Raw genomic sequence first — 17126 nt, forward strand, 5'->3', positions numbered from 1 at the left:
ATGCGCCACGGTTTTAAAGGCCGTCGCTTCGCCAGAAGCATCAGCCATCGCAAGTCGATGTTCGCCAACCTCGCCGTGTCGCTGCTCGAGCACGAGCAGATCGTCACCACCCTGCCGAAGGCGAAGGATCTGCGTCCGATCGTCGAGAAGCTGGTGACGCTCGGCAAGCGCGGCGACCTGCACGCCCGCCGTCAGGTGATCGCGCAGATCGGCAATGAAGGCGTCGTCAAGCGCCTGTTCGAAACCATTGCGCCGCGTTACGCCGACCGCAATGGCGGTTATCTGCGCATCATGAAGGCCGGCTTCCGCCACGGCGACAACGCCGCTATGGCCGTCATCGAATTCGTCGATCGCGACACTTCGGCCAAAGGCGCCGGCGACCGCGCCCGCATCGAAGCCGAAGGCACCGATTCGGGCGCCGAGGCCGCATAAGGTCCGGCTTCCAGGATTGAATTCAAAGGGGCCCCCCGGGGCCCCTTTTTGTTGTCTGATGGCAGGCAAATTGCGGACGTGAGCTGACACAAGGCCACCTGCCCAAAATAATCGGATTTCAGCGGCTTAGCCTTTCATTTTGCACAATCGTCGGGACAATGGCGCCGGAACCCGCCTTGGAGGATTCGTGAATGCGCCCTAACAGACTGTCCCTTGTCCTGGTCTTTGCCATGATGGCGTTGGCGGCCGCACCTATGGTCAGGCAGGCATGGGCCGAGGACGCCAAGACAGATCCGGGCCTGTCCGATGTCTTGACCGATCTGCTGCATGGCGTCGAAGGCGAGAACGCCACGTCCGGCCCCGACAAGCGCGTGCCGTTCGGCCGCGAGGAAGTGCAGTTGTCGTTCGCGCCGCTGGTGAAGCAGACCGCTCCGGCCGTAGTCAACGTCTACGCTTCGCAGACCGCCAAGGTGACGTCGCCTTTCGACGGTGATCCCTTCTTCGAGGAATTCTTCGGCCGTTCGCAGCCACGCGCCCAATCTTCGCTCGGTTCCGGCGTGCTGGTCGACCCGACCGGCATCGTCGTGACCAACTACCACGTCATCAAGGATGCCGATCAGGTCAAGGTGGCGACCGCGGATGGCCGCGAGTTCGAGAGCAAGGTGATGCTCAAGGACGAGTCGCTCGATCTGGCGGTGCTCAAGATCTCCGCTGACAAGCCTTTTCCCGTCATTGCCATAGGCGATTCCGACGCACTTGAGGTCGGCGACCTGGTGCTGGCCATCGGCAATCCCTTCGGCGTCGGCCAGACCACCACCAGCGGCATCGTCTCGGCGCTTGCCCGCAGCCATATCGGTGTGGCCGACTCGAGCTTCTTCATTCAGACCGATGCGGCCATCAACCCCGGCAATTCCGGCGGAGCGCTGATCAACATGGGCGGTCAGCTGGTCGGCATCAACACGGCGATCTATAGCCGCAGCGGTGGCTCTATAGGCATCGGCTTCGCCATCCCGTCGAACATGGTCCGCGCCTTCGCCGACGCTGCCAAGGCCGGCCTCGACTTCTTCGAGCGCCCCTATATAGGCGCTGAGTTCGAGGCGGTTACACCGCAGATCGCCGAATCGCTGGGCATGGAGAAGCCAACCGGCGCGCTGGTCTCGTCGGTAGAGCCGACCGGACCGGCCGCCAAGGCAGGCCTCAAGCCCGGCGACGTCGTGCTGCAACTCAACGGCAAGCAGATCGACAGCATCGAGGCGCTGGATTATCGCATGGCGACGCTGTCGATCGGCACCACAGCCAATTTCGCGGTCCTGACCAAGGGCCAGCAGGCGGCGATGGACATTGCGCTGGAACGCGCGCCCGAGGGCATGAAGGCGGCTGAAGTCACATTGCGTGGCCGCAGCCCCTTTTCCGGCGCCAAGGTGGCGGAACTGTCGCCGAGGCTCGCCCAGCGGCTTGGCCTGCGCACCGACATCAAGGGTGTCACCGTAGTCGATATCAACCGCGACTCTCCGGCCGCCGACTTCGGCTTCCAGCCAGGCGACATCGTGCGCGAAGTGAACGGCACCACCATCGAAACCGCGGCGGCGCTGGAGCAGGCCGCCAAGACGGATACACGCTGGTGGCGCTTTACGGTCGAGCGCGGCGGGCAGATACTGCGTCAGGTGTTGCGTTACTAAATCATGGCCCGTTCGTTCGGGCGGATGCTACGGCGAAAAAGAAGTGCATGGCCGATCTGTTCAGCGTCGATGAACCGGAAAGGGCGCCGCCCGGGCGGCCGCTGGCCGATAGGCTGCGCCCAAAGACGCTCGGTGAAGTCGTCGGTCAGGAACATCTGACCGGCCCCGACGGCGCGCTCACCCGGCTGATCGGTTCCGGTTCGCTGGGTTCCATGATCTTCTGGGGTCCGCCGGGCACCGGCAAGACGACGGTGGCCCGGTTGCTGGCCGGTGAAACCAGCCTGGCCTTCGAGCAGATCTCGGCGGTCTTTTCCGGTGTCGCCGATCTTAAGAAAGTTTTCGAGGCAGCCAAGCTGCGCCGCACCAACGGCCGCCAGACCCTGCTATTCGTGGACGAAATCCATCGCTTCAACCGCGCGCAGCAAGATTCCTTTCTTCCTGTGATGGAGGACGGGACGGTGGTTCTGGTCGGCGCCACCACCGAAAACCCGTCCTTCGAACTCAACGCTGCTCTCTTGTCCCGTGCCCGGGTGCTAGTCTTCCAATCGCTCGGCGAAGAGAGCATCGCCAAGCTGATGGCGCGGGCGGAGGAGACCGAGGGCAGGGCGTTGCCACTCGATGACGAGGCGCGGGCGATGCTCATCCGCATGAGCGACGGCGACGGCCGTGCGTCCCTGACGCTGGCGGAAGAAGTCTGGCGGGCAGCCAAGCCCGGCGAGATCTTCAACGCGGAGGGCCTGCAGCGCATCGTGCAGCGGCGTGCGCCGATCTATGACAAGGGCCAGGACGGCCACTACAATCTGATCTCGGCGCTGCACAAATCCGTGCGCGGCTCCGATCCCGACGCTGCGCTTTACTATCTCGCGCGCATGTTCGATGCCGGCGAGGACCCGCTCTATCTCGGCCGCCGGCTGGTGCGCATGGCCATGGAGGACATCGGACTTGCCGACCCGCAGGCACTGGTCGTAGCCAATGCGGCCAAGGACGCCTACGACTATCTCGGCTCCCCGGAGGGCGAACTGGCCTTCGCCGAGGCGACCGTCTATCTCGCCACCGCGCCGAAATCCAACGCGGTCTACACTGCCTTCAAGGCGGCCACCCGAGCCGCCAAGGAACACGGCTCGCTGCTGCCGCCCAAGCATATCCTCAATGCGCCCACCAAGCTGATGAAGGAAGAGGATTACGGCGCCGGCTATCGGTACGATCACGATGAGCCGGAGGCGTTTTCGGGCCAGGACTATTTTCCAGAAAAGATGGGCCGCCAGGTCTTCTATGATCCGCCCGAGCGCGGCTTCGAGCGCGACATCAGAAAGCGTCTCGACTATTGGGCGAAGCTCCGCAAAGAGAGGGAATAGCACGCTTTGCGTGCTTCTTTGGTCGTCACCCCGCGAGATCAGGCCTCGCCCTGGGGTATCTCCACATCGCTTGTTCTCCATGCGATGCTGGTCGCCGCGTTGGCCTTGATGCCATTGCCAAAGCTGCCGAAGCGCGTGGAAGAGGAACGGGTATCGGTGGACATCGTGACGCTTGCCGAGTTCGAGGCGGCAACGAGGCCGCCACCGATCAAGGCCGCGGTCGAAGCGCCCACCGCAGTGCAGCCGCGCGGTTCGAGCCGGTCTCCAGCTCAACGAGCCCCCGCGCCAGGCATGATCCGGGCGACCGAGATGCTGTCCGCCAAGACGCTGGCCAACCCTCGCAGCCGGCAGGCGCGCGCCGATCTCGCCACCTTCGCTTCCGACGAACGCATGGTCCAACTATGCGATCTCAAGGCGATGGACCAGATCCGACGATGGCGCACGGATTTTCAGCCTGAGCGCGTGGTGCCCTATGCGACGGCGCAGGAGAAAATCACTGGAACCACGATTGCCGCCAATGGCGCGGCTTTCCGCAGTCGTGGAAACTGGTATCGTCTCAAGTTCAGGTGCGAACTCGCTGGAGACGGCGAAAGCGTCGTCGGCTTCGAATTTCTGGTTGGCGATCTGGTACCAAGGACACAATGGGACGAGCTTGGCTTGCCGGCGATGCATTGACGGGATCCGGCAGGATTCACCAGGTCAGCCGCCGGCTGCGATCTCATGCCGTTGTATGGCGACCCAAAAGACCTTATCAAGGCGCACGGCCGGGCGGTGGCCGTTGCCCAGATTTGGCATCTCACTCGCAACAGGATCGCGCTACGCGCGTGGAAAAATGACAAAAACGCTTCGCAAATCCCTTCGCAAATTCGCCATCGCCATCCCGCTTCTGGCCCTCGGCTTTTATTTCATCCCCATCCTGACGACGATCTTCATCGTCTGTGGTCTGATCGACGTGCTGCGCAACGACAGGAAGGACGTTTCGCTTTTTTCAGGCTATTTTCTCGGCAATGGCCTGTTCACCTGGTTGCTTTCGCCGTTCAACCTGCTGGTCGATCTCCTCTGCTACAGGAATCCCGGCGTGTGGAAGCTGGAGCAGTTTCCCCCCGACTATCAGCGCGAAGTCAATGAAGTCCTCAGTGTCTTCAAGGCGCGGCAGGACGAGATCATCGCCGACATCGACGCCAATTTCGGCGCCGGCCGGCGCGGCATGTATGTCTACCAATGGTACGGCAAGCACAAGATCGACAACGTTGCGGAATTCAACAAGGATTTCAAATACATCAAGACCATTGCCGTCTCTGTCTTCAGCAAGCGCGAATCGACCTCCTGGCACTTCGGGCCGCTACGGCTCAGCCTCCGCATCCTCTACAATCTGATTCCGGTGAAGTCGGAGATTTTCGTCGAATGCGGCAACGTCAAGAACTACTGGCATGACAATCCGCTGTTCATCTTCGACGACACGCTGCTGCATCGATCGGTCAATCAATATGACGGCCGCCGCTACTGCGTGTTCATGGATATTATCCGTCCGTCGCCTTTCCCTGGGCTCATCGCCGGCTTGCTCGCCATCGTCTCGGTGAGTGTCGAGCGCATCAATTCCATGTTCTACAAGAACTGGAAGATGATAGGCTCGACCAAGCCGAGGAAGGTTGAAAACACCTGAGCTGCCGGCCTAGGCGGCGCCTGGCCCGTTCAACCATCTGTGTTGGACTGGAAGCCTTGTCCATGGGGTGAGGGATTGACGCTGCCGCGTCGAAGGAGGCAGGAGACGATCATGGCCAATCTCCTTCTCGTTGTGATCGGCGGCGGCATAGGCGCGGGGCTCCGGCATCTTGCCAATATGGGCGCACTCCGCCTCGTCGGACCTAACTACCCCTGGGGCACGATCGCTATCAACATCCTTGGCTCCTTCTTGATGGGCCTGTTCATCGCCTCGTTGATGCGGCGCGGCGGACCCAACGAACTCAGGCTCTTCGTCGCAACCGGCATTCTGGGTGGGTTCACGACCTTCTCGGCCTTTTCGCTGGACTTCGCCACCTTGTGGGAGCGCGGCGCGACCCTTCCGGCCTTCGCCTACGCCCTTGCAAGCGTCCTTGGAGCCATTACCGCCCTGTTTATGGGACTTTGGCTCGCAAGAAGCTTGCCATAGTGCTATTGCGGCGCCGAGAGCAGGCGAAGCCCTGCCCGGAACCGGACAAGCGACAAGACCATGGCAGGCGTTGAACAGATTGCGGTTGAGGCTGGCGAGGCGGGCATGCGGCTCGACCGCTGGTTCAAAACCCACTTCCCGGGCCTCGGCTTCGGCCATTTGCAGAAGCTGCTGCGCTCTGGCCAGATTCGCGTCGATGGCGGCCGGGTCAAGGCCGACACCCGCGTCGAGCCCGGCCAGATGGTCCGCGTTCCGCCGCTTGAGGTCGACAAGAAGGGCGAAAGCGCGCTGACCGGTCATTCGATCCGTAATCAGGGCGACGCCGACGTCCTGGCCAAGATGCTGATCCATGAGGATCCGAAGGTCTTCGTCTTCAACAAGCCGGCTGGGCTGGCAGTGCAGGGTGGCTCCGGCGTCACCCGCAATGTCGACGACATGCTGGAAGCGTGGCGCAACCAGAAGGGCGAGAAGCCGCGGCTGGTTCACAGGCTGGACCGCGACACGTCAGGCGTGCTGGTTGTCGCCCGTACGCGGTTGGCCGCCATGAAATTGTCGGAGGCGTTTCGCGCCCGCGAGACCAAGAAGACATATTGGGCCCTGGTCAAGGGCGTGCCGCCCAAGCGCGAAGACAAGATTTCGACATGGCTGATCAAGGAGCCGACCCCCGACGGCGACCGCGTCCGTGTCGCCGCGCACGGTGAAAAAGGCGCCGATCATGCCGTGTCCTACTATCGCATAATCGAGCAGGCGGCGCAGACGATGACTTGGTTGGAGATGGAACCCTATACGGGCCGCACTCATCAGCTACGCGTCCATGCCGCCTATCTCGGCTGTCCGATCATCGGAGATCCGAAATATTTCGAGGCCGACACCAACTGGGATTTCCCCGGCGGCATCCAGAATCGCCTGCATCTGCACGCGCGCCGCATCATCATTCCCCATCCCGACAAAGGCGTCATCGACGTCACCGCGCCGATGCCGCCGCATATGCGCCAGAGCTGGAACCTGATCGGCTTCGACGACGCCAGCGCGGAGGACTGATTGTGAGCGGCGCCACAGGCGCGTTCGACCGGCGGGAGTCGGTCGACATGGCGGCCGCCGCCATCATGGTCGGGTTGACCTTTTCTTGGGGCCTGAACTACGTCGCCGCCAAGATCTCCTACGCCGGCTACGACCCCGTCTTCCTGTCGATCGCGCGCTCCATCATTGGCGGCCTTTGTGTTTACGCCTGGTGCAGGTGGCGCGGCATTGCGCTTTTCACGCGCGATCGAACATTGCCCGCGGGCATCGCCGTGGGCGTAATCTTCGGGGTCGAGTTCCTTTGCCTCTATGTCGGCCTGGAGCACACGACCGTTGCCCGCAACACCTTACTGGTCAACACCATGCCGTTCTGGATGCTGGTCGGAGGCCATTTCCTGCTCGGCGAGCCAATCACGCTGCGCAAGTTCCTCGGATTGGTGCTTGCCTTCGCCGGTCTTGCCGCAGTCTTCTCCGACCAGCTTGGCGGGGGCGGGGACATGCTGTTCGGCGACCTCCTCAGCCTGGCTGCAGGGTTTTTCTGGGCCTTGACCAACATCCTGATCAAGCGGACGAGGCTGGCCGAGGCAAGCGCCGAGAAGCTGTTGCTCTATCAGCTCTGCGGCGCCGCGATCGTTGGCCTGCTGGTGTTGCCTTTGGCCGGTCCCTCCATCCGCGACCCTGCCTTACTGCCGACATTGGCCCTGCTTTTCCAGGCGATCTACATCGTCGCCTTCACCTATGTTCTGTGGTTCTGGCTGCTGCGCCGCTATCCTGCCTCGAGCCTGTCCAGTTTCACTTTCCTGTCTCCGGTCTTCGGCGTCTTGTGCGGGGCCGTGATCTTGAATGAACCGCTTACCATGCGCATCTTTCTAGCACTTGGCCTGATTGCCCTCGGCCTGATCATCGTCAACCGGCCTTCGCGCAAACTGGCGCCGCTGTAAGGAGCACCTTCCATGCGCGACATCCTCAACGACCTCGAAGCAGGTAAGTATCTTTCCGATCCAGATCCGGTGCGCCGTGCCCAGATCCAGATGAAAACGCCCCTGCCCAAGCGCTTCTATGAGACAGCCTCGGTGGCGCCTGTTGCAGAAGGTTTCGCGGTGCATCTGGATGGCAAGCCGGTGCGCACGCCGGGCAGGGCGTTGCTTGTGCTGCCGACGCAAGCAGCTGCGGCGCTGATCGCCGATGAGTTCGCCGCCCAGGGCGAAACGATCGATCCGGTGACGATGCCGGTGATGCGCCTGGTCAACACCGCGATCGACGGCGTCGCCGGCAACACGTTGCCAGTGCAGGAAGATATCTTGCGCTTTGCCTCTTCCGATTTGCTTTGTTACCGCGCCGATGCCCCGCAAGGGCTGGTCGACCGGCAGAACCAGCACTGGGATCCTGTCCTTGACTGGGCGCGCGGCAGCCTGGGCGCGCGTTTCAATCTCGCCGAGGGCATCATCCATGTCGAGCAGCCACGCGAAACCATCGACGCGCTCGGTGTTCATCTCAGCCGGCGGGCCGATCCGTTGCGGCTGGCCGCCATTCACCTCATGACAACGCTGACCGGCTCCGCCCTGCTGGCGCTGGCCGTCGATTCGGGCGAACTCGACGTCGAGGCTGCCTGGGCAGCCGGCCATGTCGATGAGGACTGGCAGATCGAGCACTGGGGGCAGGACGCGGAGGCCGTGGCGCGCCGCGCCGCACGCAAGCGGGACATGCTGGCCGCGGTCAGACTGCTCGAAGCCCTAAAGGGCTGATGGCTCGCTTGGCGCGGCCATGCCGCACCGCACCTAATACCAAAGTCATAATCCCAAAGCAGCGCTGACGCTGCCGACGGCTTTCTGTCATTTTTTCCGTGATGGCAGTGCTTGAGTCCGCGTTCGGAGGAGGACGCGGACAATCACGCGCGGCATCGAGGACAAGCGTCTCACGGGAGGAGGACAAATCCATGGCAATCGCATCGACCGCCGGCGGAGCCAGCCGCGGCATGACAAGGGAGGAGAAGAAAGTCATCTTCGCTTCCTCGCTCGGCACCGTTTTCGAATGGTATGATTTCTATCTCTACGGTTCGCTGGCAGTGTTCATCGGATCGACGTTTTTCAGTCCGACCATCCCGGAGGCGACGCGTAACATTTTCGCATTGCTGGCTTTCGCCGCCGGCTTCCTCGTACGTCCGTTCGGCGCACTGCTGTTCGGCCGTATCGGCGATCTTGTCGGTCGCAAATACACTTTCCTCGTCACCATGACGATCATGGGCCTGTCGACCTTCCTGGTCGGCCTGCTGCCGGGCTACGCCACCTTGGGGATCGCGGCTCCCGTGATCCTGATTATCCTGCGCATGCTGCAGGGCCTGGCATTGGGCGGCGAATATGGCGGCGCCGCCACCTATGTCGCCGAACACGCACCGGACAATCGCCGCGGCTACTACACGTCATGGATACAGACCACGGCCACGCTCGGACTGTTTCTGTCGCTGATCGTGATCCTGATCGTCCAGGCGTCGCTGAGCAAGGAAAACTACGCCGCCTGGGGCTGGCGCATTCCGTTCATCGTATCCTTCCTGCTGCTCGGCATCTCCATCTGGATACGGTTGTCACTCTCCGAATCTCCGACTTTTCAGAAGATGAAGGATGAAGGCAAAGGCTCGAAGGCGCCGCTGACGGAAGCCTTTGGTCAGTGGAAGAACGCCAAGATCGCCATCCTGGCGCTGCTCGGCCTCACCGCCGGGCAGGCCGTGGTTTGGTACAATGGCCAGTTCTACGCGCTGTTCTTCCTGCAGAACGTTCTCAAGGTCGATGCGCAGTCGGTCAATATCATGATCGCCATCGCGCTGGCGCTCGGCTCGGTCTTCTTTGTGGTGTTTGGCTGGCTCTCCGACAAGATCGGCCGCAAGCCGATCATCATGGCGGGTCTAGCGCTCGCCATCGTCTGCACATTCCCGCTGTTCAAAGCGTTGACCTGGGCCGCCAATCCGGCGCTTGCCACGGCCCAGCAGAATACGCGCGCGACAGTGACCGCGGCGCCGGGTGATTGCAGGTTCCAGTTCAATCCGGTCGGAACCGCCAAGTTCACCACCTCCTGCGACATCGCCACCTCATTCCTGACCAAGAACTCGGTTCCTTATGACGTGGTATCGACGGCGCCGGCCGGAACGGCTGCGTCGGTCAAGATCGGCAATGAAACGGTGGAGTCCTACGACGCGATCGCCGCCGGCGATCAGGCCAAGGCCAAGGACGCCGCCTTCGTCAAGGCCCTGAATACGTCTCTGCAAGACAGCGGCTATCCGCTGAAGCGCGCGGCAATCAAGATCCCGGACCAGAAGCTCGACGCATTTATCGCGGCCAATCCGGAACTCAAGCTCGATGCGGCTACCATCCGCGCCGGCGAGAAGGTGACGGTCCCCACCGATCAGGCGGTGAAGGACAAGCTTTTGACAGCTGACGAGGCAGCAGGAGCGACCGAAGTCACCGTCTATACCATACCGGGCGGTGGCGCCTTCGCCATGTTCGCTGATCCGGCCGGCATCAACTGGCCGATGACCATCGGCATCCTGTTCATCCTGGTGTTGTTCGTGACCATGGTTTACGGGCCGATTGCCGCGATCCTGGTCGAGATGTTCCCGACCCGCATCCGCTACACCGGTATGTCGTTGCCTTATCACATCGGCAATGGCTGGTTCGGCGGCTTGCTGCCGGCGACAGTGTTCGCTCTCAGCGCCTATAAGGGCGATATCTACTATGGCTTGTGGTATCCGGTGGTCATCGCCGCGATGTCTCTGGTGATCGGTATGATCTTTGTCAGGGACACGTTGGGAACAAATCTGCACACCAAGCAGTAAACGCGACCCGTCAGACAATGAAAAACCCGGCGCGACACTCGCGCCGGGTTTTCCATTGGTTTGATCAAGCGGCGGGAAAAGTCTAGCTGCGCCTGTCCTGTCTTGCGTCCTCGATGGCCGCGTCATGATACCAGCCGTCACCGAAATCAGTTCGTACACCATGTAGCGAGGCTAGCTCTGCTGCAAACTTAGCCCTATCGCTCAAATATGAGGCAGACGCACGCGTTGTCAGCGGAAACATCAAAATTTTTGCCGACGGTCGGGTGGAAACGCTTTCCATTGTCGGGCTCCTTTCTCTGATTGAACCTGATCGATTCAATTCTCCCGAAGATAGGGCCTGCAATCAAATTAGGCAATATGCTTACAAAAAGATCGGTATTTGCCTACCATTTGTGCAAGTTCTGGCAGTGAGCGGTCGCGATGCACCGTTTACACCGCCGCCGGGTTTTGCATTCATTTTGTCGCACGTTACGGAGCCAGAATGGCACATGATTTGCTTTTTAGTGAAGCGGCAGGTCGGCTGCTGGCTGGGTCGGCATGCGCGGACGCCACCGGAGTCTTCTGATCAAGCAACGAGAGGCTAGAATGACGAAATACAAGCTCGAGTACATTTGGCTCGATGGATATACCCCGGTTCCCAACCTCCGCGGCAAAACGCAGATCAAGGAGTTCGCGGAGTTCCCGACCCTTGAGGAACTGCCGCTGTGGGGCTTCGATGGTTCTTCTACGCAGCAGGCCGAAGGCCACAGCTCCGATTGCGTGCTGAAGCCGGTCGCCGTGTATCCCGATCCGGCCCGTACGAATGGTGTGCTGGTGATGTGCGAAGTCATGATGCCCGATGGCGTGACGCCGCACGCTTCCAACAAGCGCGCCACCATCCTCGATGACGAGGGAGCCTGGTTCGGCTTCGAGCAGGAATATTTCTTCTACAAGGACGGTCGCCCGCTCGGCTTCCCCGAGAGTGGCTATCCCGCACCGCAGGGTCCGTACTACACCGGCGTCGGTTACTCCAATGTCGGCTCCGTAGCGCGCACCATCGTCGAAGAACATCTCGACCAGTGCCTGGCGGCCGGCATCAACCATGAAGGCATCAACGCCGAAGTGGCCAAAGGCCAGTGGGAATTCCAGATCTTCGGCAAGGGCTCAAAGAGAGCCGCCGACCAGATGTGGATGGCCCGCTATCTCCTGCAGCGCCTGACCGAGAAATACGGCATCGACATCGAATACCACTGCAAGCCGCTCGGCGACACTGACTGGAACGGCTCCGGCATGCATGCCAACTTCTCGACCGCCTATATGCGCGAAGTCGGCGGCAAAGCCTATTTCGAATCGCTCATGGCGGCCTTCGACAAGAACCTCATGGACCACATCGCCGTCTACGGCCCGGACAATGACAAGCGCTTGACCGGCAAGCACGAGACCGCGCCGTGGAACAAGTTCAGCTATGGCATCGCTGATCGCGGCGCTTCGATCCGCGTCCCGCACTCCTTCATTAAGAACGACTATAAGGGTTATCTGGAAGACCGCCGCCCGAACTCGCAGGGTGACCCCTACCAGATCGCTTCACAGATCCTGAAGACGATTGCCTCGGTGCCAACCAGCGCCCAGGTTTCGGCTGCCGCCTAACCCTCGTTGGTTTTGGTCGATAGAGGCCCCGGCGTTCGCGCGGGGCCTTTTGTTCTGGGCGCCCAGAACGCGACGGAATTGGTGGAGGCGCCTTCCGTTTCGCCATATCGCTCGCGCATGACGTGGCTTGCTCGTTTGGAATGACGCCCGGCGCAATGATCGGCTGGGCCACCTTTGCGCGGCAAGCATATGGCGGAGTTGCGGAGCCGTAGTGCGCGCCGGCGTCGCTCGTGATTCGAGCGCTTGAAAGCCTGCCTCCAGTCTGCCAGAAGGGCCGCTTGGACTTGGCGTTGAGCGGGACGAAGCCATGAAGGCGTTTTTCGTGCAGATCAAATGTGAGCTTGGCAAATCCTATGAGGTTGCCAGCGCGCTTGCCGACGCCGAGATCGCTTCCGAGATATACTCCACTGCCGGAAACTACGATCTGCTGGCCAAATTCTACGTCGATGACGAGGAAGATGTCGGCCATTTCGTCAATGAGAAGGTGCAGATTCTCCCCGGCATCAAGGACACGTTCACGGTGGTCACGTTCCGGGCGTTCTAGCCGCCAAATGCACCTGCACCGGCACGATGCAGGGACCGATTAGGGTTGCGTGCGGACTGCCTATAATTGAGGCAGGGGCAACTTACTGGTCGCTTGCTCTCGCCAAATCACCGATTGCGCTTGATTTTCTCCGGCGACGCCAGTGAAATGACGTCACAGGGGAGTAAGCGATTGGCAGCGTTCGACGAAATGCTTCCGGAAGTTTCCGGATTGAGAAAACCGTATTCGGCTTATGATCGCTGGTTGAAGGAGCAGGATCCGGCCAGGCTCAACGAGAAGATGCAGGACGCCGAGCGGGTCTTCCGCAAGACCGGTATAACGTTTGCCGTCTATGGCGAACAGGAAGCGTCCGAACGGCTGATCCCGTTCGACATCGTCCCGCGCATCATTTCCGGCAATGAATGGCGGCGCCTGACGCAGGGCATTGAACAACGTGTTCAGGCGCTGAACGCTTTCCTCGACGATATTTACCATCGACAGGAAATCCTGCGCGCCGGACGCCTGCCGAGGGACCTGATCGCCAGGAACGAGGCTTTTTTGCCCGAGATGATCGGGGTCAGGCCGCCGGCCGGGGTCTACACCCACATCATCGGCGTCGACATCGTCCGCATCAGCGAGGACGAATTCTACGTGTTGGAAGACAATGCGCGCACGCCGTCCGGCGTCTCCTATATGCTGGAGAACCGTGAGACGATGATGCAGCTGTTTCCGGAGCTGTTCCAAAAGATCAAGGTGCGGCCGGTGGAGAATTACCCGCAGCTTCTGCGCCAGTCATTGGCAGCGGTGCGGCCCCAAAGCACCAAGGGCGCACCGACCATCGCCGTGCTGACGCCGGGCAGTTTCAACTCCGCCTATTTCGAACATGCCTTCCTTGCCGACCAGATGGGCGTGCAACTGGTTGAGGGTCAGGATCTGCGCGTCGTCGACGGCCATGTCGCAATGCGGACCACAGAAGGCTACAAGCAGATCGACGTGCTCTATCGCCGCGTGGACGATTCCTATCTCGATCCGCTGACTTTCCGCCCGGATTCCGCATTGGGCGTGCCCGGCATCATGGATGTCTACCGCGCCGGCAACATCACCATCGCCAACGCGCCCGGAACCGGTATCGCCGACGACAAGGCGATCTATTCCTATATGCCGGAGATCATCGAATTCTACACCGGCCGCAAGGCGATCCTGGGCAACATTCCAACCTGGCGCTGCTCCGAGCCGGACAGCCTGAAATATGTGCTCGAGCACATCGATGAATTGGTGATCAAGGAAGTACATGGTTCCGGCGGCTACGGAATGCTGGTCGGGCCGGCGGCGACCAAGAAGGAATGCGAGACCTTCGCCAAGAAACTGGCGGCGAGACCTTCGAATTATATCGCCCAGCCGACATTGGCATTGTCGACCTGCCCGATCCTGACCGACAAGGGTCTGGCGCCGCGCCATGTCGATCTCCGGCCTTACGTGCTCGTCTCCGACCGCATCCAGATCGTGCCCGGCGGTTTGACCCGTGTCGCGCTCAAGGAAGGTTCGTTGGTTGTGAATTCTTCGCAAGGCGGCGGCACCAAGGATACCTGGGTGCTGGATGATTGAATTTCACTTGAAGGGTTTTGGATGCTTTTAGGCCGCACTGCCGCCGGGCTTTACTGGATGAACCGCTATATCGAGCGGGCGGAGAACATGGCGCGTCTGGTCGATGCAGGCCTGCGCATGGCCTTGACCCGTACCCAAAGCGCGTCTGAGGAGTGGAGTTCCGTACTGCTCAGTGCAGGTTCGGACTTCACCTTCAGCCAGAAGTATCAGGAATACACCGCCGCCAACGTTGCCGATTTCCTGCTGCGCGACACCTCGAACCCATCGAGCACCATGGCGGCGATCGAAACGGCTCGCAACAATGCCCGCATGGTGCGCACGGCCCTGACGCGCGAGACGTGGGAGAGCATCAACGAGGCCTGGATGTCGCTGAAGCGCATCCTTGCAAGGCCAATCGACGAACGCGACCTACCCACCGTCCTCGATGCAATCAAGCGCGAGACGGCGCTGATCCGCGGGTCGTTCTACGGCACCATGCTTCGCAACGAGATCTTCGATTTTTCGCAACTCGGCACCTATGTCGAGCGCGCCGACAACACCGCGCGTATTCTCGACGTGAAATACTACGTGCTGTTGCCGTCGATCTCCTGGGTCGGTTCGACGCTCGACAACTATCAATGGGAGTCCATCCTGCGCTCCGTTTCGGCGCATCGGTCCTATCGCTGGGTCTATGAGGCGGATTACAAGCCTACCAATATAGCCGACTATCTCATCCTGAACGTCCGGATGCCGCGCTCGCTGACGTTTTGCTACCGCTTCCTGGCAGAGCATCTCAAATTCCTGAGCGACGACTATGGCGAACAGCACGCCTGCCACGCCACGGTCGAGAGGACACAAGCCATGTTGAGGGCAGGGTCGATCAAGAACATATTCGATGCCGGGCTGCACGAATTCCTGGCCAATTTCATTCAAGACAACACCAAGCTCGGCGACGAGATCGCGCTGGATTACCGGTTTAATTGAGCAAGGGTCCCAACCGAGGCACCGCGACAGTCGAGAGCGGTGGCCGGTTTCCGGACAAGGCTACACCCGCGAACGGAAACAGAGCATGCGGCTGAAGATCACCCACAGAACCGAGTACCGCTACGACGCGCCGGTGCAATATCTGTTGCAGCGGCTGCGGCTGCTCCCGGTGAGCGGATCGACGCAAACCGTCCTGTCCTGGAACCTCGACATCGAGGGCGCTCGCGAAGAGGTCCGGTTTGTCGATCATTTCGGCAATGATACAAGGTTGTTGAGCGTTGAGGGCGAGCGCGACTTCATCACGGTGGAAGCGGCCGGCGAAGTGGTGACACGTGACACTGCCGGTGTCTCGGGCCCGCATCAGGGCTTCACGCCCTTATGGCTGTACAGCCAGGAGACGCCGCTGACGATGATCGGCAACGGTGTTCGCGCACTGGCCGGCTCGGTCGGCGAGGGCGCCGATATCGAAAGGCTGCACCGCCTGATGGCTATCATCGGAGAACGCGTGGCCTATACTCCGGGCAGCACCACCGCGGCGACGCCTGCCGAGGAAGCGCTGGGGCTCAAGACCGGCGTCTGCCAGGACCACACCCATATCTTTGCCGCGGCGGCTCGCTGCATGGGTTTCCCGGCTCGCTACGTCAGCGGCTATCTGATGCTGGACGCCGCTGTGGAGCAGGCCGCAAGCCATGCTTGGGCCGAAGCCCATGTCTCTGGCCTCGGCTGGGTCGCCTTCGACGCGGCAAACGGAATTTCTCCCGACGAGCGTTATGTCAAGGTGGCAACCGGCCGGGATTATCGCGACGCGACCCCCGTGTCGGGAATTCGACTGGGACAGGCGCAAGAACGGCTTGCGGTTACGGTCACGGTGGAGCAGTAGTCGCCAAGGATTACTGCAAGAAGAGATTCCATGACCTATTGCGTCGGCCTGAAGATCGATGGCGGGCTTGTGTTCATGTCGGACACGCGCACGAACGCCGGCATGGATTCGATCTCCACCTTCCGCAAGATGCATGTCTGGGAAGAGCCGGGCGAGCGCGTCATCGTCTTGATGTCCGCAGGCAACCTTGCGACGACGCAGGCGGTGGTCAGCCTCCTCGACGAGCGCACCAAGGCGATTTCGGAGCGACACTCCACGCTGCTGGAAACGCCGTCCATGTACCAGACGGTGAGGATGGTCGGCGAGATGGTCAAGGAGGTGATCGCCAGTTCGTCGCCCGTGGGCGAAAAGGCGGATTCCTATTTCAATGCCTCCTTCATCCTCGGCGGCCAGATCAAGGGCAGCGAGCCGCGGCTCTTCATGATCTATCCCGAAGGCAATTTCATCGAATCGACCGACGACACGCCATTTTTCCAGATCGGCGAGACCAAATATGGCAAGCCGATCATCATTCGTGCCTATGACAGGACGCTGAGCCTGGCCGAGACGGTGAAGCTGCTTCTGGTGTCCTTCGATTCGACGCTGAAGTCGAACCTGTCGGTCGGCTTGCCGCTCGATCTGCTATTTCTGGAAAAGGATGCATTCAAGGTTGGCTTGAAGAGGCGCATCGGCCAGGACGACCAGTATTACCGCACCATCTCTGATGGCTGGTCGAAGGCGCTGAAAGCGGCGTTTGCAAGCCTGCCGGATTTTCCCGGCTGAGCGGAGCCGCATCGCCAGCCGACCTTTGCCGGATTGCCAGGAGCAAGGTCACTGGGGCACGGGCCCAGCGAAATCGCGGCCAAGCCGTCACGCCGGGAGGACACGATGAACGAGGATGATTTCCGGCAATGGTCGCGGCGCGCCGCCGACTGGGGCGCCGATTACCGGAGCTCGCTGCGCGAACGGCCGGTGCGTCCGAGGATCGAGCCCGGCGATATCTACAGGAGCTTAGAGCGTTTCACGTTTTGACGGAAGCGTATCCTGCGTTTTCAAAGTAGTTCCTGCATTCGGTTGCCTCAATGGTTT

At 61.0% G+C, this 17126-nt stretch carries 18 protein-coding genes; 17 read left to right on the plus strand and 1 reads right to left on the minus strand.

The features are described from left to right. The 10 genes from rplQ (at nucleotide 1) to LB513_RS14845 (ending at nucleotide 10461) form a co-directional block, all read left to right on the plus strand. Nucleotides 1-432: a 50S ribosomal protein L17 gene (gene rplQ / locus LB513_RS14800; protein ID WP_224664230.1), complete on the plus strand. Its 432-nt coding sequence runs from the start codon at nucleotides 1-3 to the stop codon at nucleotides 430-432. A gap of 191 nt (nucleotides 433-623) precedes the next feature. Beyond that, nucleotides 624-2111 carry a DegQ family serine endoprotease gene (locus LB513_RS14805; RefSeq protein ID WP_224664231.1) on the plus strand — a complete coding sequence of 496 codons (1488 nt, stop codon included), beginning with the start codon at nucleotides 624-626 and terminating at the stop codon, nucleotides 2109-2111. A gap of 47 nt (nucleotides 2112-2158) precedes the next feature. Next, nucleotides 2159-3466, plus strand: coding sequence for a replication-associated recombination protein A (locus tag LB513_RS14810; RefSeq protein WP_224664232.1), 1308 nt, complete (start codon nucleotides 2159-2161; stop codon nucleotides 3464-3466). A gap of 6 nt (nucleotides 3467-3472) precedes the next feature. Next, nucleotides 3473-4141 (plus strand): DUF930 domain-containing protein, encoded by a 669-nt coding sequence (locus tag LB513_RS14815; protein ID WP_224664233.1) that lies wholly within the window; start codon nucleotides 3473-3475, stop codon nucleotides 4139-4141. 157 nt (nucleotides 4142-4298) lie between these two features. Beyond that, nucleotides 4299-5129: an aspartyl/asparaginyl beta-hydroxylase domain-containing protein gene (locus LB513_RS14820; protein ID WP_224664234.1), complete on the plus strand. Its 831-nt coding sequence runs from the start codon at nucleotides 4299-4301 to the stop codon at nucleotides 5127-5129. Nucleotides 5130-5240: 111 nt separating this feature from the next. Further along, on the plus strand, nucleotides 5241-5615 hold the full coding sequence (gene crcB, locus LB513_RS14825; RefSeq protein ID WP_224664235.1) for a fluoride efflux transporter CrcB: 375 nt from the start codon (nucleotides 5241-5243) through the stop codon (nucleotides 5613-5615). A 60-nt stretch (nucleotides 5616-5675) separates the two neighbouring features. Continuing rightward, nucleotides 5676-6656: an RluA family pseudouridine synthase gene (locus LB513_RS14830; protein ID WP_224664236.1), complete on the plus strand. Its 981-nt coding sequence runs from the start codon at nucleotides 5676-5678 to the stop codon at nucleotides 6654-6656. Nucleotides 6657-6703: 47 nt separating this feature from the next. Then, nucleotides 6704-7576: a DMT family transporter gene (locus LB513_RS14835; protein ID WP_224664254.1), complete on the plus strand. Its 873-nt coding sequence runs from the start codon at nucleotides 6704-6706 to the stop codon at nucleotides 7574-7576. A 12-nt stretch (nucleotides 7577-7588) separates the two neighbouring features. After that, on the plus strand, nucleotides 7589-8380 hold the full coding sequence (locus LB513_RS14840) for an ATP12 family chaperone protein (RefSeq protein WP_224664237.1): 792 nt from the start codon (nucleotides 7589-7591) through the stop codon (nucleotides 8378-8380). A 191-nt stretch (nucleotides 8381-8571) separates the two neighbouring features. Continuing rightward, nucleotides 8572-10461: an MFS transporter gene (locus LB513_RS14845; protein WP_224664238.1), complete on the plus strand. Its 1890-nt coding sequence runs from the start codon at nucleotides 8572-8574 to the stop codon at nucleotides 10459-10461. 82 nt (nucleotides 10462-10543) lie between these two features. Here LB513_RS14845 and LB513_RS14850 read toward each other — a convergent pair whose 3' ends face one another. Further along, nucleotides 10544-10741, minus strand: coding sequence for a DUF2735 domain-containing protein (locus LB513_RS14850; RefSeq protein WP_224664239.1), 198 nt, complete (start codon nucleotides 10739-10741; stop codon nucleotides 10544-10546). Between the two features lie 305 nt (nucleotides 10742-11046). On the opposite strand from LB513_RS14850, the gene LB513_RS14855 reads away from it, so the two are divergent. The 7 genes from LB513_RS14855 (at nucleotide 11047) to LB513_RS14885 (ending at nucleotide 17069) form a co-directional block, all read left to right on the plus strand. After that, entirely contained in the window at nucleotides 11047-12087 is a 1041-nt protein-coding gene (locus tag LB513_RS14855) for a glutamine synthetase beta-grasp domain-containing protein (protein WP_224664240.1), read from the plus strand. A gap of 307 nt (nucleotides 12088-12394) precedes the next feature. After that, nucleotides 12395-12631, plus strand: a complete 237-nt coding sequence (locus tag LB513_RS14860; protein ID WP_010909609.1) for an Lrp/AsnC family transcriptional regulator — start codon at nucleotides 12395-12397, stop codon at nucleotides 12629-12631. A 171-nt stretch (nucleotides 12632-12802) separates the two neighbouring features. Beyond that, nucleotides 12803-14215, plus strand: coding sequence for a circularly permuted type 2 ATP-grasp protein (locus LB513_RS14865; protein ID WP_224664241.1), 1413 nt, complete (start codon nucleotides 12803-12805; stop codon nucleotides 14213-14215). A 21-nt stretch (nucleotides 14216-14236) separates the two neighbouring features. Next, the gene (locus LB513_RS14870; RefSeq protein ID WP_224664242.1) at nucleotides 14237-15178 is read left to right on the plus strand and encodes an alpha-E domain-containing protein; all 942 of its coding nucleotides are present in this window, start codon (nucleotides 14237-14239) and stop codon (nucleotides 15176-15178) included. Nucleotides 15179-15263: 85 nt separating this feature from the next. Next, nucleotides 15264-16058, plus strand: a complete 795-nt coding sequence (locus LB513_RS14875; protein WP_224664243.1) for a transglutaminase domain-containing protein — start codon at nucleotides 15264-15266, stop codon at nucleotides 16056-16058. 30 nt (nucleotides 16059-16088) lie between these two features. After that, complete coding sequence (locus LB513_RS14880; protein ID WP_224664244.1) at nucleotides 16089-16820, plus strand: peptidase; 732 nt, start codon at nucleotides 16089-16091, stop codon at nucleotides 16818-16820. A 105-nt stretch (nucleotides 16821-16925) separates the two neighbouring features. Continuing rightward, a complete protein-coding gene (locus tag LB513_RS14885; protein WP_224664255.1) occupies nucleotides 16926-17069 on the plus strand; it encodes a hypothetical protein in 144 nt (47 codons plus the stop codon). Nucleotides 17070-17126 lie beyond the last annotated feature (57 nt).

It is taken from the genome of Mesorhizobium sp. ES1-1 (assembly GCF_020164785.1).
Taxonomy (GTDB): domain Bacteria; phylum Pseudomonadota; class Alphaproteobacteria; order Rhizobiales; family Rhizobiaceae; genus Mesorhizobium.